18 protein-coding genes are annotated in these 20758 nt (G+C 58.9%); 7 read left to right on the top strand and 11 right to left on the bottom strand.

All coding sequences use genetic code 11. The features are described from left to right. Window positions 1-221: 221 nt before the first annotated feature. A complete protein-coding gene (locus tag B4U49_RS05775) occupies window positions 222-3356 on the bottom strand; it encodes an efflux RND transporter permease subunit (RefSeq protein WP_078083626.1) in 3135 nt (1044 codons plus the stop codon). A 2-nt stretch (window positions 3357-3358) separates the two neighbouring features. Further along, window positions 3359-4612, bottom strand: coding sequence for an efflux RND transporter periplasmic adaptor subunit (locus tag B4U49_RS05770; protein WP_193432815.1), 1254 nt, complete (start codon window positions 4610-4612; stop codon window positions 3359-3361). Between the two features lie 269 nt (window positions 4613-4881). Here B4U49_RS05770 and B4U49_RS05765 point away from each other — a divergent pair, with 269 nt between their 5' ends. Both B4U49_RS05765 and B4U49_RS05760 read left to right on the top strand, forming a co-directional pair. Then, window positions 4882-7233, top strand: a complete 2352-nt coding sequence (locus B4U49_RS05765) for a Tex family protein (protein WP_078083625.1) — start codon at window positions 4882-4884, stop codon at window positions 7231-7233. Between the two features lie 95 nt (window positions 7234-7328). Next, window positions 7329-8453, top strand: coding sequence for a histidine decarboxylase (locus tag B4U49_RS05760; protein ID WP_078083624.1), 1125 nt, complete (start codon window positions 7329-7331; stop codon window positions 8451-8453). A gap of 89 nt (window positions 8454-8542) precedes the next feature. Here the strand turns inward: B4U49_RS05760 and B4U49_RS05755 are convergent, their stop codons facing one another. Further along, on the bottom strand, window positions 8543-9721 hold the full coding sequence (locus B4U49_RS05755) for an alpha/beta hydrolase (protein WP_078083623.1): 1179 nt from the start codon (window positions 9719-9721) through the stop codon (window positions 8543-8545). Window positions 9722-9875: 154 nt separating this feature from the next. Next, window positions 9876-10547, bottom strand: a complete 672-nt coding sequence (locus B4U49_RS05750) for a pseudouridine synthase (RefSeq protein ID WP_078083622.1) — start codon at window positions 10545-10547, stop codon at window positions 9876-9878. Between the two features lie 166 nt (window positions 10548-10713). Between B4U49_RS05750 and B4U49_RS05745 the strand changes: the two genes are divergently transcribed. Genes B4U49_RS05745 through B4U49_RS05735 form a run of 3 tightly spaced genes read left to right on the top strand, consistent with a single transcriptional unit; the run spans window position 10714 to window position 11952 of the window. Further along, on the top strand, window positions 10714-10920 hold the full coding sequence (locus B4U49_RS05745; protein ID WP_078083621.1) for a ParD-like family protein: 207 nt from the start codon (window positions 10714-10716) through the stop codon (window positions 10918-10920). Continuing rightward, on the top strand, window positions 10913-11707 hold the full coding sequence (gene map, locus B4U49_RS05740; protein WP_078083620.1) for a type I methionyl aminopeptidase: 795 nt from the start codon (window positions 10913-10915) through the stop codon (window positions 11705-11707). The genes B4U49_RS05745 and map overlap by 8 nt, the downstream gene beginning before the upstream one ends. Further along, window positions 11704-11952: a DUF2164 domain-containing protein gene (locus B4U49_RS05735; RefSeq protein WP_078083619.1), complete on the top strand. Its 249-nt coding sequence runs from the start codon at window positions 11704-11706 to the stop codon at window positions 11950-11952. The genes map and B4U49_RS05735 overlap by 4 nt, the downstream gene beginning before the upstream one ends. Before the next feature lie 184 nt (window positions 11953-12136). On the opposite strand, the gene B4U49_RS05730 is transcribed toward B4U49_RS05735, so the two are convergent. The 5 genes from B4U49_RS05730 to ampC form a co-directional block, all read right to left on the bottom strand. After that, complete coding sequence (locus B4U49_RS05730) at window positions 12137-12943, bottom strand: DODA-type extradiol aromatic ring-opening family dioxygenase (RefSeq protein WP_078083618.1); 807 nt, start codon at window positions 12941-12943, stop codon at window positions 12137-12139. 35 nt (window positions 12944-12978) lie between these two features. Then, entirely contained in the window at window positions 12979-13419 is a 441-nt protein-coding gene (locus tag B4U49_RS05725; protein WP_078083617.1) for an acyl-CoA thioesterase, read from the bottom strand. A 42-nt stretch (window positions 13420-13461) separates the two neighbouring features. Continuing rightward, on the bottom strand, window positions 13462-14625 hold the full coding sequence (locus B4U49_RS05720) for an iron-containing alcohol dehydrogenase (protein WP_078083616.1): 1164 nt from the start codon (window positions 14623-14625) through the stop codon (window positions 13462-13464). Between the two features lie 90 nt (window positions 14626-14715). Beyond that, window positions 14716-15405 (bottom strand): TetR/AcrR family transcriptional regulator, encoded by a 690-nt coding sequence (locus B4U49_RS05715; RefSeq protein ID WP_078083615.1) that lies wholly within the window; start codon window positions 15403-15405, stop codon window positions 14716-14718. 123 nt (window positions 15406-15528) lie between these two features. Then, entirely contained in the window at window positions 15529-16722 is a 1194-nt protein-coding gene (gene ampC / locus B4U49_RS05710) for a class C beta-lactamase (RefSeq protein WP_420811463.1), read from the bottom strand. Between the two features lie 253 nt (window positions 16723-16975). Here ampC and B4U49_RS05705 point away from each other — a divergent pair, with 253 nt between their 5' ends. After that, window positions 16976-17560, top strand: coding sequence for an NUDIX hydrolase (locus tag B4U49_RS05705; RefSeq protein ID WP_078083614.1), 585 nt, complete (start codon window positions 16976-16978; stop codon window positions 17558-17560). 24 nt (window positions 17561-17584) lie between these two features. On the opposite strand, the gene hutG is transcribed toward B4U49_RS05705, so the two are convergent. Together hutG and hutI are read right to left on the bottom strand one after the other, a co-directional pair. Further along, a complete protein-coding gene (gene hutG / locus B4U49_RS05700) occupies window positions 17585-18538 on the bottom strand; it encodes a formimidoylglutamase (RefSeq protein ID WP_078083613.1) in 954 nt (317 codons plus the stop codon). Beyond that, on the bottom strand, window positions 18522-19751 hold the full coding sequence (hutI, locus tag B4U49_RS05695; protein ID WP_078083612.1) for an imidazolonepropionase: 1230 nt from the start codon (window positions 19749-19751) through the stop codon (window positions 18522-18524). Before hutI ends, hutG begins: the two co-directional genes overlap by 17 nt. 179 nt (window positions 19752-19930) lie before the next feature. On the opposite strand from hutI, the gene hutC reads away from it, so the two are divergent. Further along, window positions 19931-20668, top strand: a complete 738-nt coding sequence (hutC, locus tag B4U49_RS05690) for a histidine utilization repressor (protein ID WP_078083611.1) — start codon at window positions 19931-19933, stop codon at window positions 20666-20668. Window positions 20669-20758: the final 90 nt, after the last annotated feature.

Genomic DNA, 20758 nt, shown 5'->3' with positions numbered 1-20758 from the left:
TGTCGCCGACGCTTTTGAAAACGAATGCCCGGCACCCCACCTTCAGTTCAAGCAATGTGCTCCGTAAGCCAGTTGAAAATACCGCGCCACAAAGCGAAGCCCCTTATCGGGACGGGGTGATTCGATACGGAACGATTGCCGACGAGGTTGTGGAGTATCGGATTACCCCGGCCCGATAAGGGGCGCCACCGGACCAGTACACAGCCAGCAGCGCCCAACGATCAAACCTTCTCGAAACTAACCGGCAGCTCCTCAGAAGCCTTGTCCCCTTTGACTTTGAAGCGCAGAGTCTCGATCACCTTGTACAGGTTCGGCACCAGAATCAAAGTCACGAAGGTGGCGCACAGAACGCCAAAGGCCAGGCTCACCACCATCGGGATCAGGAACTGCGCCTGAATCGAACGCTCGAACATGATCGGCAGCAGCCCGATAAAGGTCGTGATGGAAGTCAGGATAATCGGACGGAAACGATCGCGCCCCGCCTGCACCACCGCATCCATCACCGCCATACCCTGCGCGCGCAGCTGGTTAATGCGGTCCATCAATACCAGGTTGTCGTTTACCACCACGCCCGCAGCCGCCAGGAAGCCGAGCATCGACATAATGCTGATGTTGTAACCCATCAGCAGGTGGCCGAGGATCGCGCCAAAGAAGCCGAACGGCACTGCCGTCAAAATCAGCAGTGGCTGCGTATAGGAGCGGAACGCGATTGCCAGTAGCGCGTAGATGGTGAACAGCGACAGGATAAAGAACGACAGGATCGCAGTGCCAAACTCCGCCTCTTCCTGCATCTCACCCGCAGTCTTCAGACTGAAACCGGAGAACTGGGACTCCCACTTTTTCAGGTTCTTGTCGCGCAGCTCCTTCAGGATCTCGAACGCCGGTGAAGAACCCGGGATCAGCTCCGCGGTGATCTGTACCGTACGCTCGCGGTCATTGCGGCGGATAGTGGTGTAGCCAGGCACGTAGACAGCATCGGCCACTGCACTGAACGGCACCTCACCTTCGTTGGTGCGTACACGCATACGCGAGATCTGCTCCTCACTGGCACGCTCCTCCTGTGGATAACGCACCATCACCCGCACATCTTCGCGACCGCGGGGAATACGCTGCACTTCCTCGCCATAGAAACCCTGGCGCACCTGCTTGGCGACATCGGCGAGGCCAATGCCCATATTGGTTGCGTGGGGCTTGAGCTGGATCTCGATGTCCTGACGCGCGGCAACCAGGTTGTCGCGCACATCGTAAACACCGGCAAAATCATCCAGCGCATCTTTCACCGCATCCGCCGCGCGGCGCAGCTCGTCCATATCACCGGAGGATGTGCTCAGGTTCAGGGACATGCCCGCGCCACCATCGTTGATGGTGTGGTGGATTTTCATCTCTTCCACGCTCGCCGGCAGCTTGCCCACATACTCGCGCCACTTCAGCGCCAGCTGTTCAGATGTCACATCCCGCTGCTCGCCATCGGTGAGCTGCAGGAGCACGGTCACATTGCCGCGCCACAGGAACACCATGGTGTTTTCCACAAACGGCTTGCCGCCGTTCAGGGCCAGCATCTCCGGATCCTTGGCCAGTTGCTGGCCCGCGCGCTCAAACTTCTGCAACACGCGCTTGGATTCCTCGAAGGACTCCCCCTGCGCCATGGTGGTTCTCAGCTCGAGCATATCCGAGGGCACTTCCGGGGAGAACGCAGAGCCGATGTAACCGCCCTTGAACACCGCAATGGAGAGAATCAGGGCCATGAAGAAGATCATCACGGTGGCGCGGCTGTTGCTGAGGGATTTCTCCAGCAGCGGCATATAGTACTTGTCGCCCGCGCGGTGCATAGCATTGGCGAACTTGCCGCGCACGGCCTGCATCTTCTTGCCGAAACCGGAAGTGGCCGGTTTCTCGGGCTTCAGGTTGACCAGGTGCGCCGGCAGGATCAGCAGGGATTCCACCAGGGAGAACGCCAGACACAGCAGTACCACCACCGGCAGCGCCAGCATCATCTGCGAGGTGACGCCGGGCAAGAACAGCATGGGCACGAAAAACACCATGGTGGAAACCACGGCGAAGATCACCGGCGCGGAAACGGTTTTCACCCCGTTTTCAGCCGCCTGCAAACCGGTCTCCCCGCGGTCGTGGGCGGCGTGCACTGCCTCCCCGACAATAATTGCATCGTCCACCACGATCCCGAGAATCATCAGGAAGGCGAACAGGGACAGCATGTTCAGGGTGACGCCCGTTGTCGGCAGCAGCCAGAAAGCCCCCATAAACGCGGTAAAGATACCGATGGTCACCCACACCGCCAGTGCCGGGCGCAGGAACAGCATCAGCAACACGAACACCAGCGCCAGGCCGGTAACCGCATTCCAGAACAGCATGCTCATGCGGCTCTCGTAGGCCTCGGAGAAGTCGAACCAGGTTTCGAATTCCATGCCCGGCGGCAGGGTCTCGCGGGCTTCTTTCATAAAGCCGCGGATCGCTTCCGCCGTGGCCACAACGTCCAGCGGCTCGCCCTGCATCACTCGCAGGTTCATGGCGGGCTCACCGTTGAAACGGATAATGGAGCCCTCTTCCTCGAAACCGTCATTGACCGTGGCCACGTCGCCCAGCAGCAACTGGGTGCCATCATCGCGGCTCAACAGCGGGATTCGTTCGAAGTCCGCCTGGGTGTAGGCCTGGCCGCGGGTCTGCACCTGGATATCACCACGGTCGGAGCGCACGCGGCCCGCCGGCAGGTCCAGGGACGAGCGGCGCACCGCATTGGCGACATCGTCAAAGGTCAGGTTGTAGCGGCGCAGGTTGATCTCGGAGACCTCGATGGAGACCTCATCCGCACGGTCGCCCCACACGTCTACGCGGCGCACGCCCGGCAACAGCATCAGCTTGTCGCGCAGGTCCAGTGCGGTTTCCTTGAGCTGTCGGTCAGAGACGGGACCGCCGATGGCGATCATCATCATCTGCTGTTCCCACTCTTCCAGCGCGATTACCGGGCGCTCGATATCCGCGGGAAAGGTATTGATGGAATCCACCTGTACCTTGATGTCATTTAGCAGGCGCAGCTCGTCATAGCCGTCCTGCGCCTCGATACGCACGGTACTGTGACTGCGCGAGGACCAGGAGTTGATCTCCTTGATACCCTTCACCTCGGCGATGGCCTGCTCCACTCGCAGTGTGACCTGCTGCTCCACTTCCGCGGGACCAGCACCGGGGTAACTGATATTGACCCGGATGACACCGGGGTTGATCGCCGGAAATACTTCGCGTCCCACGTGGGAAATACCGAAGATCCCGCCGATGATGATCATGATCATCAGCAGGTTCGCGGCCTTACCGTTGCGGACGAACCATCCAATAATGCCCTGCATGGTCAGAAGGCCCCCTGTGCTGAAGCGGTCGCGCTGTCGCTGGACTCGGCCGGGGTCTCTTCCTCACTCTGCTTGTTTTCGTCCTTCTCACCCAGAATCAGGCCACTGGGCTTTTCGTTCAGCGGGTTGGGTGACAGCACCATGCCTTCGCGGGAGTAGCCGAGGCTGGAGATCACCACTTTCTCACCGGAGGCGATATTACCGCGCAGCCATACCCGGTCGCCGACCGCCTGTAGCAACTCGACATCGCGGAAGCCGAGCTGGTTTTCCTCGTTCAGTACCAGAATGTGACTGCCTTCGTGCAGCGCCTGGCGCGGCAGGACCGTGATGTCGTCGTAGGTCTTGCCGGCAATGTGCGCTTCCACGAACAGGCCGTTGATCAGCGGCGCCTCGCCCGCGTAGGGCTTCTCGATCTGCGCCACGGCGTAAACGAAACGGCTGTTAGGGTCGATCGCCGCCTCGGTACGCACGATCTGGCCACGCCACTCACGCTCCTTGCCCGCCAGACTGGCAGTAACCCGCACCGCCGGACCGTTTTCAATCGCGCGCCCCAGAGGCAGCTCCAGCAGGGACAGCTGGTGGTCGGTCAGTGGCAGGCGCACTTCGGCAATACCGGTACTGTGAATCCGCGCCAGCTTGGTGCCGGGGGTAACGAACTGGCCGATATCCACCAGGGTTTCCACCACACGACCGGCGAACGGAGCCTTTACCGCAGTGCGCTCGAGATCCAGCTTGGCCTGGTCACGGTCGGCTTTTGCTGCGGCCAGTCCGGCTTCTGCGGCAGCCAGCTGCGGCTTGCGCAGGAACAGGTCATTGGCCGTCGCAGTACCCAGATCGCGCCACTCGCGCTTGGCCTGCTTGGCCATACCCTGCTCCTGGGCCAGGGTCGCGGCCGCATTGGCCACCTGGGATTCCGCGCGGGTCAGCGCGTGACGGTAATCTGCAGGCTCGATCTGCAACAGGGAATCCCCCTGCTGGAAAAATCCGCCGGGTACGAATGCATTGCCCACGCTCTGGACCACACCGCCCACCCGGGCTACCACCTCAATCTCGTGGCGTGCGTGTACGGAGCCCTGGCTGGGCACCAGCAGAGTCTGGCGTCCGGGCTCTGCATAGAGCACGTCCGCAACCGGCGGCAGCGCCGCTTCCGCAACTTTTTCCTCTGGTTTTGGCGCCAGCAAGGACACAGCCGCTACCGCAGCAATACCGGCGACAACCACGATCCCTAAAACTTTATTCTTACTCGAGGGTTTCACAGACACTTCCACTGATCAAAATTTAACTAGTTGCGCATTCTACAGGGGTTCGACGACTTTGAAAGTGTCCCCAGATGCAAGCCGTCGCAACAGGATGCACTTGACCGCAAACTGGCGCTGTGAACCATTTTGCGGCCGTATTTTCGAAGTGCTGTCAATCTTGGTCAGCGACGCCGCATGGCCCATAATGGCCGCCGTTTTACAGTGGCTGGCGCTGCGTCGAAAGACCGAATTGCCCGATATGAATTTGTGAGGAAGTAGATAACAAGATGTTGGATATCAACGCCCGTATTGCCGAAGAACTGAACGTGCGCCCGCAACAAGTGGCTGCCGCCGTGGGCCTATTGGACGAGGGCGCCACGGTGCCTTTCATCTCCCGCTACCGGAAAGAGGTCACCGGCGAGCTGGACGACACCCAGCTGCGCACCTTGGAAGATCGCCTGCGCTACCTGCGCGAAATGGAAGAGCGCCGTGCCGCGATCCTGAAAAGCATCGACGAACAGGGCAAACTGACCCCAGAACTGGCAAACCAGATCAATGCTGCCGACACCAAGAACCGCCTCGAAGACCTCTACCTCCCCTACAAGCCCAAGCGCCGCACCAAGGGCCAGATTGCCATCGAAGCGGGCCTCGAGCCGCTGGCCGATGCGCTCTACGCCGATCCCAGCCTGAACCCGGAAGAAGAGGCACAGAAGTACCTCAATACCGACAATGAAGATGCCGCCCTGCATGTGAAAGACATCAAGGGCGCGCTAGACGGTGCCAAGTTCATCCTGATGGAGCGCTTCGCCGAGGACGCTGAGCTGCTGGGCAAATTGCGGGAATTCCTGAGCCGCGAGGGCCAGGTGAAGTCCAAGCTGCTGGACGGCAAGGAACAGGAAGGCGCCAAATTCCGCGACTACTTCGAGTACGCGGAGCCCTTCGCCAAGGTGCCGAGCCACCGCGCCCTGGCCATCTTCCGCGGCCGCAACGAAGGCATTCTCGCCATCAACCTGGGCCTCGAGGGCGACGAAGAGCGCACCGCCACCCAGGCCCACCCCTGCGAGGCGATGATCGCCCGTCACGTGGACATCGAAGACCACGGCCGTCCAGCCGACAAATGGCTGGGTGAAGTGGTGCGCTGGACCTGGCGTATCAAGCTGCTGACCAGCCTGGAAACCGACCTACTGGGCCAGCTGCGGGAAATGGCCGAAGAAGAAGCCATCAAGGTATTCTCCCGCAACCTGAAAGACCTGCTGCTGGCAGCACCTGCCGGCCAGAAAGCCACTATCGGCCTCGACCCGGGGCTGCGCACCGGGGTGAAGGTGGCGGTTGTCGATGCTACCGGCAAGGTGCTGGACCACACCGCCATTTACCCCACTCCGCCCCAGAACCGGGTACAGGAAGCCGCCGCCGTTATCGCCGCCTTCTGCAACAAATACGATGTGGGCCTGATTGCCATCGGCAACGGTACCGCCAGCCGCGAGACCGACAAGTTTGTCGGCGAGACCATCAAGCAGTACAAGCTGAGCGCACAGAAAGTGATGGTGAACGAGGCCGGCGCCTCGGTTTACTCTGCCTCCGAGTTCGCGGCCAAGGAATTTCCGGATCTGGACGTGACCATCCGCGGTGCCATCTCCATTGCCCGTCGCCTGCAGGACCCGCTGGCGGAACTGGTGAAGATCGAGCCGAAATCCATCGGAGTGGGCCAGTACCAGCACGACGTATCCCAGACCCAGCTGGCGCGCTCCCTCGACGCGGTGGTGGAAGACTGTGTAAACGGTGTCGGTGCCGAGCTGAACTCCGCCTCCGCACCACTCCTGTCACGCGTGTCCGGCCTGAGCGCATCCATCGCCAACAATATCGTGACTTACCGCGACCAGAACGGCGCGTTCAAAAGCCGCAAGGAATTGAAAGAAGTCCCGCGCCTCGGGCCCAAGGCCTTCGAACAGGCTGCAGGCTTCCTGCGTATCAACAACGGCGAGGACCCGCTGGATAAATCCGGCGTGCACCCGGAAGCCTACGTGGTAGTCAAGCGCATTGCCGAGAAAAACGGCCGCGAGATCAACGGCCTGATCGGCGACTCCGGCTTCCTACGCCGGCTGAACCCGGCGGACTACACCGACGAAAAATTCGGCCTGCCCACAGTGAAAGACATCATCGCGGAACTGGAAAAACCCGGCCGCGACCCGCGCCCGGAATTCCGCACCGCCAAATTCGAAGACGGCGTCGAGGAAATCAAGGACCTGCGTCCGGGCATGGTACTGGAAGGCACCGTCACCAACGTCACCAACTTCGGTGCGTTTGTGGATATCGGTGTACACCAGGACGGCCTGGTGCATATCTCCGCCCTATCCGAGAAGTTCGTCAAGGACCCGCACGAAGTGGTCAAGGCGAACGACATCGTCAAGGTAAAAGTGATGGAAGTGGACGTGGCGCGCAAGCGTATCGGTCTGTCCATGCGCATGTCCGACGAGCCCGGCGAACAGGGCAGCGGCGGCGTCAAGAAAGGTGACCATCGCGAGAGCCGCCAGGCTCAACGGCATAACAATCGCGGTCGCCAGCAACAGGGTGGCGGCAACGGTGGTGGCCGCGGCAGCATGGGTGACCTGCTGGCAGCGGCGATGAAGGGTAAAAAATAACAGCCCGATCACACCGCAGAAGGGCGATCATTGATCGCCCTTTTTTATTCCCAAATAATAAAATTATTCTTATAAAAATTTACAGGCTTAGCGAGATGACACTTTCAACTTCCGACCGCGCCCGCTTGCAGGCGTTTCTGGAAAACACCCGCGAAAACACGGAATCCTACCTCGGCTATCCGGTGTCCAAGGATTTCGAATTCGACGACCTGGTGGAGTTCCTGCGCTACCCGCTCAACAACCTGGGCGATCCCTTCAGCGACTCCACCTGGCGGGTGGATAGCCGTGGCTTCGAGCGCGACGTAATTACGTTTTTTGCAGAAATGCTGCGCGCACCGGAGAACGACTGGTGGGGCTATGTCACCAACGGCGGTACCGAGGGGAACCTTTACGGCCTGTACCTGGCCCGCGAGCTGCTGCCCAAGGGCATCGTGTATTACTCCCAGGATACCCATTACAGCGTGGCCAAGAACCTGCACTTCCTGGGCATGCGCCATATCATGATCCGCTCGCAGAAAAACGGAGAGATTGATTACGACGATCTGCGCGAGACCCTGCGCGCACGCCGCGATATTCCGCCGATCATCTTCGCCAATATCGGCACCACCATGACCGAAGCACGGGACGACCTGAAGAAGATCAACAATATTCTCGACGAGATGGCATTCAGCCAGCGCTATATCCACAGCGACGCAGCACTGTGCGGCGGTATGGCGCCGTTTATGGATCCGCGGCCCGCGTTCGATTTTGCCGACGGCGCCGACAGCATCTCCATCAGTGGCCACAAGTTTTTCGGCTCACCGATTCCCTGCGGCATCGTGCTGGCGCGCAAGTGCAATGTCGACCGCATTGCGCGCTCCATTTCCTATATCGGCAACCTGGACACCACAATTACCGGCTCGCGCAATGGCTTTACGCCGCTGGTGCTGTGGCACACCATCAAGTCTCTGGGTAAAGACGGGCTGGCGGCGCGGGTGCAGCATTCCCTGGATACTGCCAGCTACGCGGAAACCCAGATGCGTCACGCGGGTATCAGCGCCTGGCGCAATCCCGGTGCCATCACCGTGGTATTTCCGCAGGTGGCGGAGTCGGTCAAACAGAAGTGGCAGCTGGCGACTGCGAATGGTGAAAGTCATGTGATCTGTATGCCAAACGTGACGCGGGAACAGATCGACGAATTGATCGAGGATATGCTGGCTACGCCGGTCGCGAATAAATAATTAGACTCTCAGCCGGTCAGATAATTTTCGGGCCGGCTGCACGCAGTCGAGCAGCGCTGACTATCCTTCTACCGGACAGATAAAATCAATTATTCCTGGAGCCACCACTTGAGCGCCACGGGCAAGCGCCGCGACCAGTCGAGTTCGCAATGGCGGCCAAGCTTATCTTTCACGAGCATCAGCCGATCAGACTCAGCGCCATTGTCTAGTAGCGCACGCTCCAGCGCCTCGATACGTTGGAAATCTCCGTATTCAACTTTGCCGATATCGAAATAGATTCGGCTACCGACATCGTCAGCACTATTGTCTATTGCCTCAAACAGTACATTTTCCCCACGCACGTTTTTTATATCTAGCGCCGGAGAAAATGCTGCGACGAAACCGAAAGTATCACTGTGTTCCAGTGCCGCGTATATAGCCATCAGTCCGCCAAGAGAGCTACCGGCCATGCCGGTGTTTTCCCTTCCCGAACGGGTGTGGAAATGCTTATCTATATAAGGCTTGAGACGCGCGTGAATAAATTCCATTGCCTGACCGCCCAACCCCTCTTTACTACCTCCATCGCGATCACGAAAACCCCAGGGGTTGTATTCAATCCAGCGGTTGTCCGAGTTGGGTATCGCCACCACAATCAGTTCTGGTAGATCACCAGCCGCCACCAGACGCTCGATGGTTTCATCTACCTGCCACTCATCGCTGTACGCGCTCGCGCTGTCAAACAAATTCTGGCCGTCGAGCATATACAGCACCGGGTAATCAATACTGCCGGCGGTTTCGTAGGAGGGGGGGAGGTAAACAACGATATCGGCGCTGCGCCCCAGCTCGGGCATCGGGAAGTTGCGCAGGGTGCGCAGGTTTCCGCGCTTTGTGGACGGTGCTTTTTGCGTGGGGACATCGCCCTTCCAGGCCGGAATTACCGCCTGCGCCACATCGGAGGCATCCGCTCTAAGATGATAGGTACAGAGACTTTTGCCTGCTTCCGAAGTGGGGGTTACGCCCCAATCCTTATTTTTCACAAAGGTGAAGAAGAGATCTTCCTCACTGACCGCAACCTCGGCCCTCAATGTTCCATCGACATATTCGAGGGGTACGGCGGCGTCACCTTCCAGCGCCCAGTTATTGAAGTCCCCCACCAGATGCACGGTATCTTTGACGGAATAGTCCGCTGGTGGTGTAACCTCGAAAAGGATACTCGAATCTTCGGCCCCGGCACTCCCGTTCAGCAAGCCAAAGCATATTGCTGAAACCCAGCATGTCAGTTTTTTCATATCGGCGTCCTTGCGTACAGATGGAACGATTCATCAGTTAACGTCAAGGAAACACCCGATTCGACCTGTGCGCACCCACCCCCCTAGGGGTGGAGAGGCCTCTAAGTATCCTGCGGCAGATTGCAGTACCACCTCGCTCCCATCCCCCCTACCGTCACACTTTATCGAATTGAAACTCTGCACCGGGGTTACACACAAAATGTAAAGGCCGCTCAAGTACGGGATGCGTAAAACCCAGTTCCTGCGCATGTAGCAGCAATCGCGGCGCTGCCGCCAGGGCTTCCCCATGGGCGTAAAAGGGGTCCCCGAGAATTGGATGTCCCAGGGCCTGCATATGCACACGTAACTGGTGGGAGCGACCGGTGATCGGGGTCAATTCCAGCAGGCTGGTGCGGCCGTCGCTGGAAAGTTTTTTCCAGCGAGTCTGTGACGGCTTGCCTACCTCGAAATCCACTTTTTGCCGGGGTCGATTGGGCCAATCACAGATCAGCGGCAAGTCCACCTCGCCTTCTTCCTCCTGCGGCTCTCCCCAAACGCGCGCGATATAGGTTTTCTCCACCGCGCGCTGCTGAAACAGACCACTCAGCTGACGGTGAATATCCGGTCCCCGCGCCATAACCACAAGACCGGAGGTATCCATATCCAGACGGTGCACGATCAACGCGTCCGGGTACTCTTGCTGCGCGCGACTGGCGAGACTGTCTTTATGCGCGGGATCGCGCCCGGGCACAGTGAGCAGACCGCTGGGTTTATCCAGCACCAGCAAGTGGACGTCACTGTAGACGACATCCAGATAAGGATCGGTAGGCGGGTTGTAGGGACGCAAAACTGGGACTCGGAGTAACAACGAATGCGCGCAAGCTTACGCAATTTTGCGCCGCAAGCAAAAGCAGCCATCGATTCAGCTATCGCCCGCCCGGAAACCCACCCAATATACGGATCATATATGAATCATATATAATACCTGGCAAACGCCAACTGCGGAGGCCACCTTGGGAATCGTCAAAATATCCGACGCGCTGCACGATGAGATCCGTCTCGCCAGCACCGTTATGTCCCGCTCCATTAACGCCCAGGCCGAATTCTGGGTGCGCATCGGTATGCTCGCGGAGCTCAATCCCGACCTGACCTACAGCCAGCTGTGCAAGATGCTGCTGCGGAACCCCGCGCCCAGCCTGGAGACACTGACCCGTGAATAACGTGCAGGTGAAAACACCGCAGCAACAAGCGTTGATGCGGGAGTCGGGCCGGTTGCTGAGTGAGGTATTCCAGATGCTGGATAGCTTTGTGGTACCGGGGATCACCACCATGGAAATCGACCGGCGGGTGGAGGGCTTCATCACCAACACCCTGGGTGCACGTCCCGCCAGCAAGGGTCAGTACGACTACCCCTACTCCCTGAACACCTCCATCAATGAAGTGGTGTGTCACGGTATGCCGAGCGCGTCGCGCAAGCTGAAAAGTGGCGATATCGTCAACCTCGACATCACCCTGGAAAAAAATGGCTATATCGCCGACTCCAGTAAAATGTATCTGATCGGTGACGTCTCCCCCGCTGCGCGCAAGCTGGTGAACGCAACCTACGACGCCATGTGGTGCGGCATCCGCTCGGTGCGCCCCGGCGCCACCCTTGGCGATATCGGCCATGCGATCCAGCAACACGCGGAACAGCACGATTACAGTGTGGTAAGGGAATATTGTGGCCACGGCATCGGCCGCGAAATGCATGAGGCCCCGCAAGTCCTGCACTTCGGCCGCCCCGGCACAGGCGAGGTCTTGAAAGAGGGGATGACCTTCACCATCGAACCCATGATCAATCAGGGCACGCACAGGACCAAAACCAAAAAAGATGGCTGGACGGTGGTAACACGCGATAAGAAATTATCTGCACAATGGGAACATACGATCCTGGTTACCGCAGATGGTTTTGAGGTCCTTACCCTGAGAGATGAAGAACGTTCTACGCAAAAGCAGACATCATCATGAAGGAAATCGAATTTTCCAAAGACCAGAAAGAAAGAATGGTCGACAAGATCAAGTCCTACTTCAGCGATGAGCTGCAGCAGGATATCGGTGGCTTCGAAGCGGAATTCCTGATCGATTTCCTTGCCGACGAACTGGGACCCTATTTCTACAATCGCGGTCTTTTTGACGCCCAGCAGGTATTCAACGAAAAAGCCGAAGAGGCCGGATATGTCATCCAGGAACTGGAGAAACCCGAAGGGTACTAGCAAGCATACATACCCCCGGCAGCGACTCTCATCCTTACGCGGTCAAGCGGCCGTGCGGGGATTCTGAACAAATGGCCACAGCACACCGTCAAACTAATTTGACTTGCAATTCAAACCAGTTTGCTCGCGATCTGGTGCTCGGTCAAAAATCACCCGCTTAGGCGGCGTCGGCGATGCCGAGCTATCACCACAGATACATGCTGGCGCGCTTGTTGAGGATGTTCAGCGTAAATGGCTCTGCGCAGGCAGATTGCGCCAGGCCGTAGCAGACATGCAGTGGCAACAGGTGTTCCTCTCGCGGGTGGCAGAATCGCGCCCCGGTTGCGGCCTGCCAGTTAACCAGCCGCTGTGCCCGCTCCGATTCGCTCAACCCGGGGCTGGTCAGGGTTTCGTGCAGCCACTGTTCGAAACCGACATTGAGTTCGCGGGATTCCGCGGTTTCCTCAGCGAAAAATGCGCGCATATTGTGGAAGGAGAAACCGGAACCAATCACCAGCAGGTTGTCGATTTCCAGGTTTCTGATGGCTTCGCCAATCCGCAGGTGTATTCCGGCATCCAGATTGTTTTTCAGGGACAACTGCACACAGGGAATATCCGCATTCGGGAAAAGAATTTTCAGGGGCACGAAAAGACCGTGGTCAAATCCCCGCGACACATCCATCGCCGAGTCGATACCAGCACTCGTCAACGCCCCGTGTACTGCCTGCGCCAACCCGGGATCGCCCGGGGCCGGGTATTGAATACTGTAGGACGCTTCAGGAAACCCGTAGTAGTCGTAGATCAGTGGCGGGTTCTCGCCGGAGGTCAATGTGGGGATGCCCTCCTCCCAGTGCGCGCTGATCACCAGGATGGCAGACGGCTTGCGCAGGCGCGTGGCGATTTCCTGCAGGCAGTTGACCATCTCCTTGTGCCCCGGATCCCCCAGCAATGGCAGGGGCCCGCCCCCGTGGGAGACAAACAGGACTTCCGGACGTTCGCTGCTACTCGACATCTGCACACCCCTTACAATGATCGCAGGTGTGTATTCTAGTCGATGCGGGACAGTGCCTGTCGAATCGAATCGGGAATGGGCACCGAGCGGTTTTCCGCGCGCGCGACAAATACATGGGTAAAGCTGCCGCTGGCGGCTGCCCGGGTATCACCCGCCGGAAAAATCCCAACCCGGTAAACCACCGAGCTGTTGCCGAGCTTTTCTACCCGGATACCCGCCTCCAGCGGCTGTGGATAAGCCAGGGGCGCGCGGTAATCGCAGCTGGAGTTCACCACAAACGCGACCACCTCGCCGTTGTGGATATCCAGCCCCCCCTCTTCAATCAGGTAATGGTTTACCGCGCTGTCGAAGTAGCTGTAGTAGGTAACGTTATTCACATGGCCGTAGATATCGTTATCGTGCCAGCGGGTCGTGATGGGGTAGAACACCCGGTAGTGTTCGCGGGTAAAGTTTTCTTCCAGTGACGGCTTTGACATGGATTGATTATCTTGTCTTCTGTTTGCAGTGGGCGGCACTGGTTAAAAGGCAGCCCGATATATTGCGAGGGCATCCCGTTCGGTAACCGCGCGGGGATTGTTCACCAGCAGTCGCTGCTGCTCCATCGCATCGGCAGCGAGTAGCGGAAGGCTGTCTTCAGTAACGCCACAATCGCGCAGTTTGGCGGGCAATCCCAATTCAGCGATCAGATTTTCCAACCAGCTGATCAGTGCCTCGGTTTTGTCCTGCGGGCTGCCTGCTGGACAGGCCACGCCCATTACAGTTTCCGCCAGCTGCGCATAGAGTTCAGCCGCCGACGGGGCATTGAAGCGCAGCACATGGGGTAATACCAGGGAATTGCTGAGGCCGTGGGGAATATGAAAACGTCCGCCGAGCGGATATGCCAGCGCATGCACCGCAGCCACCGGTGCATTGGCGAATGCCTGACCGGCATAGAGCGCGCCCAGTAGCATCTTGCTGCGGGCTTGCAGATCGGATCCGCGATGGGTGGCACTGGCGATATTGGTGGCAAGCAAACTCAACGCTTCCCGGGCCAGCATATCTGATACCGGATTCTTCTTGTGGGCGGTCGTGTACGCCTCGATCGCATGCACCATGGCGTCGATACCAGTGGCGGCAGTCACGTGGGCGGGCAGGCCAAGGGTAAGCCTGGCATCGAGCAACGCGGTATCCGGCTGTAGATACTGGGAGACAATGCCGGCCTTGGTAGTTTCGCCGGTGGTGACAATGGCGATGGGCGTGACTTCGGAACCGGTGCCCGCGGTGGTGGGCACTTGCAGCAGGGGCAAACGCGGCCCCTGTACATTTCCCACACCATACAATTCTTCCAGGGACTGGCGGCAGTCGGCATGTGCCAGCACCGCGACCAGCTTGGCCACGTCCATGGAGCTGCCGCCGCCAAACCCCACCACCATTTCTGCGCCCAGCGCACGGGCAGCCTGGACCGCGGCTTCCACGGTGGCACTTTTGGGATCGGCTTCCACCCGGTCAAAGATACCCAGACGCAGGTCAGCGCGGTCGAACCCTGGCAATACGCTGTCCAGCAGACCGGCGTTCAGGATGCCATTGTCAGTAACCAGCAACACTCGGCCCACGCCGGCTGCACGGCAGTACTCCGCCAGTCGGTCGGCCGCCCCGGCTTCACAAATGATGGTTCTGGTGGTGGAAAAAGTGAAATCTTGCATGAATCCCCCGACTCAACTCAGGGAATCCATTGAACGGGTGCAGCGCCCGCTTGACCATTACCTCAGACTTCCGGCGGGGAGGAATCGTCCTCAGACGCAGAATCCGCGCAGCAGGCGCCGCAACACATCGCCATTGGATGCGCCCTTGATGGTCACGCTGGTCACCGTAGAGAACTCGAGGTATTGCACCGTCCACAGCAGCATGTGCGCATCCATTCTCGGGTTGTGCCCCCCCAGGGGAGACACGAAGCGCAGGGCCAGAGAAGTAATCCAGTCGGTATACTCCTGGATCTCCTCGGTGAGCGCTTGCGATGGGTGCTGTTCAAACAGGTACTGACACTCGATCCGCAGCAGTTTCACCCGCTCGCTAGAGTGGGTATCTATGTACTGCTCGAGCTCACTGGCAAATGCCTCCGCATAAGACTGCCTGGATGCCAGGCTTCCATCGGCAACTGCAGAGCTTGCCAGCAATTCTTCCAGCTGGTGCGCGAGCCCGGTAATCAGCGGCACCATTTGCGCACGGAACTGGCGGAAAGCGGCCACCAGAATATTGTCGATAGTGCCGAAATAGTAGGTGGTCATCGCCAGCTGGACGCCGGCCTCGCTGGCAATGGATCGGTGAGACAGTGCCGCCAGCCCCTCGCAGGCAATGATATCCAGCGTGGCATTGAGGATCTTGGCCTTGGCAATTTCACGCTTTTCGGCTTTTTTATCCGGAGCCGAGCTCGCGCGCGATGTTTTTCCTAGGCGTTCCTTGCCAGCACTGTTGCTGGTTATCATTTTGACGGCCTCAAACGGGAAGATAGGTACGGCGTGCTGGGCACACCCGAAACGCACCCTATTACAATGGCCAATTATTGGTCAATCGTACAAGGTTTCCCAATTTGGGCCGGCACCCGAGAGTCACTCCCCGTCGGTACTGGTATGGGCTACTTCCTTCTCCGTGCTTGTTGTGACCTCTGGCAGCACCGCCTGCAGGATTCGGTAAAGCATGTCGACGCGCTCGCCATTGGGAAAATATTTGTTCGCCAACAGCACAAAGCCAAATTTTTTCTCAGGAATAAACGCCACGTAGGTCGAAAAACCACCGGTTGAGCCGGTTTTGTTGATCAATACGTTCCGCTGTGGCGGTAGCGGCGGGGTAACGCTGGCCACCGGGTGGTCTTCACTGATCATTTTGCGGGAGTTGCCGGCCAGTAGACGACTTTTCTCCAGCGGCAGGCTGTACTGCTCCCACACCATGTCCTGTACATAGAAATTGGTGCGGAAATAACCCTGGCGGGTTGCGTGCAGGGCCCGCTGTATCTCCGACCCCACCTTCACCAGCTCCATTTGCGCTGCCAGGTAGCGGGTAAGATCTGCTGCGCTGGAACGCACGCCGTAGGCTTCTTCTCCCAGCAGGCCGATATTCACCCGCACCGGCTGATGGTTGCGATTGTGCCCCTCCGCATAGTGGGCCATTTTTTCTTGCGGCACTTCTACAAATGTATCCGACAGGCCCAGCCCGCGGAATACGGAATCCTGCATGGCTTTTGCAAATGGCTGGTTGAGGCTGCGCGCCGCTACCAGTCCGAGCAACCCGCTGCCGGGGTTTGCATAGGTGCGCTTGCTGCCGGGCGTGTACTGCGGCTGCCAGTTGCGGAAATACTCGAGTAGCTGCGCTTCGCTGCGTATCTCCACCGGCAACTGCAGGGGAAAATGCCCGGCGGTATGGGTGGCGAGATTGAGCACAGATACCGAATCCATCGCACTGCCCCGCAGTGGCGGCAGGTAAGCACTCACCGGCTTGCCGAAGTCCAGCGCGCCCTTCGCTTCGGCATAGGCCGCCAGGGTCGCGGTAAACGTTTTACTGACCGAACCGATTTCAAACAGGGTATGTTCGGTAACCGGCTCGCCGCCTTCCAGCGCAGTTTCCCCGAGATTGAAGAAATAGGGTTCACCATCGATGGTTAGTGCGAGTGCCATGCCGGGCACGCGGTGTTTTTCCACCAGCGGCTGGATCGCCTCAACCACCACCGCTTCCAGCCGCTCCGGAGTCACCGATTGCGCCTGTGTGGCACCCGCCCAGCAAAACCAAAACCCCGCCAGCATGCGCATCCAGCGCGGCATGCGAGCGCGGGAGCGATAAACGACAATTGGTGGCAGCATCCGGACTTCCCTGTGAAACTGTTGCTTATTGTATTTGTCTGACCGTAAATGGTGTGGTTAGTGCAATATAGCCCGAATCAAACCCCACCAATGAAAAGAGTACTCGAAAGCCCCGCCGCGCCTCGGATACACTTTAGGCAGGTAGACTTACGAAAACCTGAACAAGCCCTACCCTATAAGCAGTGAAAGCAGTTCTGGGACGATGCGATCATTTCTGACAAAAGCCATTCTCACGCTGCTGGCCGCAGGCGCGCTGGTGGCACTGCTGTTCGTGGTATTCCCCGGGCTCAAATACGAGGTCTACCGCAAGCTGCCCCCCAAAATCCGCTGGAACATATCCTATGCGCTGACCGATAAATTCGTGGTGGGCATGGTGTACTTCGTGGAACGCAACAACCAGTTGTTGCTAGTGCGCCATTCCTATCAGGACAAGTGGGCGCTACCCGGTGGCTGGGTGGAACGCAACGAGTCGTTCGAGGAGTCAGCGCGGCGGGAGCTGGACGAGGAGCTGAATATCAAGATCGATGATTTCGAGGTGCTGGAGGTGAACAAGGTGCCGCGCTCGGGGATCATCAATATCGCGATTCGCGGGCGCCTCAAGGACAAGCACATCGCGATTCGCGACGGGGAAATCTACGGCTACCGGTTCTTCGAGCTGCACATGCTGCCGGAAGATGTGATCTACACCCACAAGCCGTATATCGAGCGCTATCTGGAGGCCCGCCGTCCACCGCGGGTTGCCCCGGTAGAACAGCCGAGCCAGCAACGCGCCGCACCCGAGCGGTGAGTGCGGCACATCGCAAAGCCCTGATTAACTTTTGATGCCGTTGGCGATCTGGAAGATAACCCGCGCTGCAGTGCGCGCGGCATGGTCTTCAATATCGAAGTACGGATTGAACTCGGCAATATCCGCCAGACAGACCTTTTTCGATTCGAGCACCGTATCCAGCAACGGCTCGAACAGTTCAAACGCCACGCCACGCCCGGCGGGTGCACTCACCGCGGGCATTACCGCGGCGGGGAATACATCCAGATCGATGGTCAGGTAGACGAAATCCACCCGTTCGATAAAGTCGGCGATCTGCTTCTGCACCAGCTCGAGACGCCAGGGGACGATTTCTCGATCGGAAATGACCTGCGCCCCCAACTCTTCTGCACGGTTATATAGCGCCGGGGTATTGGCAGTTGCGGCAGCTCCTACGCACAGGTAGTTGAACGGCCGGCCATTGACGTCGCACTGCTCCGCAATCTGGAAAAAGGGCGTGCCGGAAGAGCCCTTCGGTGCCGGCAGGCGCAGATCCAGGTGCGCGTCGAAGTTGATGATGCCAAGGGTCTTGTCGCGGTGCTGCTCACGCATCCAGCGGGCGATTCCCTGATAGCTGCCAAAAGCAATCTCGTGACCGCCGCCCAATACCAGCGGGAAGTGACCACTGGTCATCAGATCGGTAATACGCGCACCGAGCATGGACTGCCCGGATTCCAGGTCATCCTTTTCCACCCGCACATTGCCGGCGTCATACAGCGGTGCGGCAAAGGTCTTGGGCAGGTTCGCCAGCGCCAGGCGCAGGATCCGTGGCCCCTTGGCAGCGCCGATGCGGCCCTTGTTGCGACGCACGCCTTCGTCACTGGCGAAACCGAGAATGGCAAAACCGGGCGGGCTGTCCAGGTGCAGCGGGACGATATCCTGGTGCCAGCGTTTGCCAGCCTTACCATCTTCACTGTCTACTCGCCCGCTCCACAGGCGCATATCAGCCAGCTGTAACATGTTGCCCCCCAACAAAAATATCTGTGGGTTTCAGTGCACCGACTTCGTAGGCGAGCTGATCCGGCGTCTCCATCGGCCACAGGGCCATATCGGCACGCAACCCGGCGCGCAACACACCGCGAGAACAACACACACCCAGAGCCCGAGCCGCGGCGCGCGTGACACCGGCAAGAGCCTCAGCGGGGGTGAGCCCAAACAGGTTGCAGCCCATATTCATCATCAGTCGCAGCGACGCAATGGGACAGCTGCCGGGGTTGAGATCGGTGGAAATCGCCATGGGTATCCCTGCAGCGCGCAGTTTATCCACAGGCGGCACGCGGGTTTCCTTCAGGGTATAAAAGGCGCCGGGTAACAGTACTGCGGCAGTGCCACTCTCGGCCATAGCGGCCACATCTTCGTCGGTAATATATTCAATATGCTCCACCGACAGAGCGCCGGCGCGAGCGGCCATACGCGTGGCGCCGGTGGCAGCCAGCTGTTCCGCGTGGACCTTTACCGGCAAATCGAGCTTTTGCGCAGCGGCGATGACTCTCTGACACTGCTCCACGGAGAAGGCGATGTTTTCACAGAACATGTCCACCGCATCCGCGAGCTGCTCTTTGGCAACTGCCGGCAGGATCTCGTTGCACACCAGATCGATATAGTCGTCAGCGCGGCCGTCGTATTCCGGTGGCAATGCATGTGCGGCGAGGCAGGTGGTAAGGATATTCACTGGATAGTGCTGGGCCAGACGACGGGCGACACGCAGCTGCTTGAGCTCAGTATCCAGCTCCAGACCGTAGCCGGATTTGATTTCAATGGTGGTGACCCCTTCCGCAAGCAGCGCCCGGAGGCGCGGTTCCGCACCGCGGTACAGCTCGTCGGCGGTGGCGCCGCGGGTTGCGCGCACCGTCGACAAGATGCCGCCCCCGGAACGAGCAACCTCCTCGTAACTCTCGCCACCGAGACGACGCGCGAACTCGCCCGCACGGTGGCCGCCATACACAAGGTGGGTGTGGCAATCAATCAATCCGGGAGTAAGCCACTGCCCCTCCCCATCAATCACGGTATCGGCAATCGCGTCTGGCAGCTCGCGGCGCGGGCCGATCCAGACAATCTTGTTGCCGGTCACCGCCACCGCGGCATCCTCCACCGCACCATAGGCGCCGGGCATTGCCGGGTCCATGGTGGCCGCGTTGATATTGGTAATCAGCAGATCACAGCGTTCAGTCATAGTCGCTCACTGAATTGGCGTTATTTGTAACGATAGCCCTGTTGGGGTGATTTGGCGCAGATTCTCACTATTGACAGAAATCCCCATCAAATCCATAGTTGCCCCATACACAGACTTGTATATACAAGAATGTACAACCTGATAAGCACTTTACCCGAGCAGGCGAAGAGCACACAAGTATGAGTAGTCAGAATCCCGCTACCACCACAGAAACCGGCAGCCAGCCGCGCTACGCTGCGATCAAGGCCCACATCCGCACCCAGATCGAATCCGGCGAATGGCCGGCCCACTTCCGCGTGCCCTCGGAAAACCAGCTCTCCCAGGACTTCAGCGTCAGCCGCATGACCGCCCGCAGGGCCCTGTCAGAGCTTACCGACGAAGGTGTACTCATCCGCTCCCAGGGCCTCGGCACCTTTGTCGCCGAACCGGTACCCGCAGGCTCCCTGCTGGAAGTACGCAACATAGCCGACGAAATCGCCGCTCGCGGTCATAGCTACGCCAACCGCATTCTCAAACTCGAACAGACAACCGCCAGCACCGAAGTCGCCGTCGCCCTCGGCCTCGCCGAAGGCGCCGCGGTATACCACTCCATCATCGTGCACCTGGATAACGATCTGCCGATCCAGTTCGAGGAACGCTATACCAATCCCACACTGGTGCCGGAATATCTGCACCAGGACTTTACTGCGGCCACTCCCAATGAGTACCTGACCCGCGTGGCACCGCTGACGGAAGTGGATACCACGGTGGAGGCGATTGGTGCAGATGACGCAGTAAGCAGCGCGCTGGAGATCAAAGCGGGCACTGCCTGCCTGCAGATCTGGCGACGCACGAAAAGCAGCGCGGGCACAGTGAGCTTTGCGCGACTGGTGCACCCGGGAAATAGATACCGACTCGGGGCACAGCTGCGTTTTTGAAAAAGAAACATGACGAAGTAAAGAAATTTGAATTGAAGGTGGAGTGCCGGGCGGAGGTTTTCAGGATCGTCGCAAACAGGAAGTTTGCGC

The organism is Microbulbifer mangrovi, assembly GCF_002009015.1.
GTDB classification, from domain to species: Bacteria; Pseudomonadota; Gammaproteobacteria; order Pseudomonadales; family Cellvibrionaceae; genus Microbulbifer; species Microbulbifer mangrovi.
The sequence above is the reverse complement of the archived record's forward strand: the minus strand, read 5'-3'. Positions and strand labels throughout refer to the sequence as shown.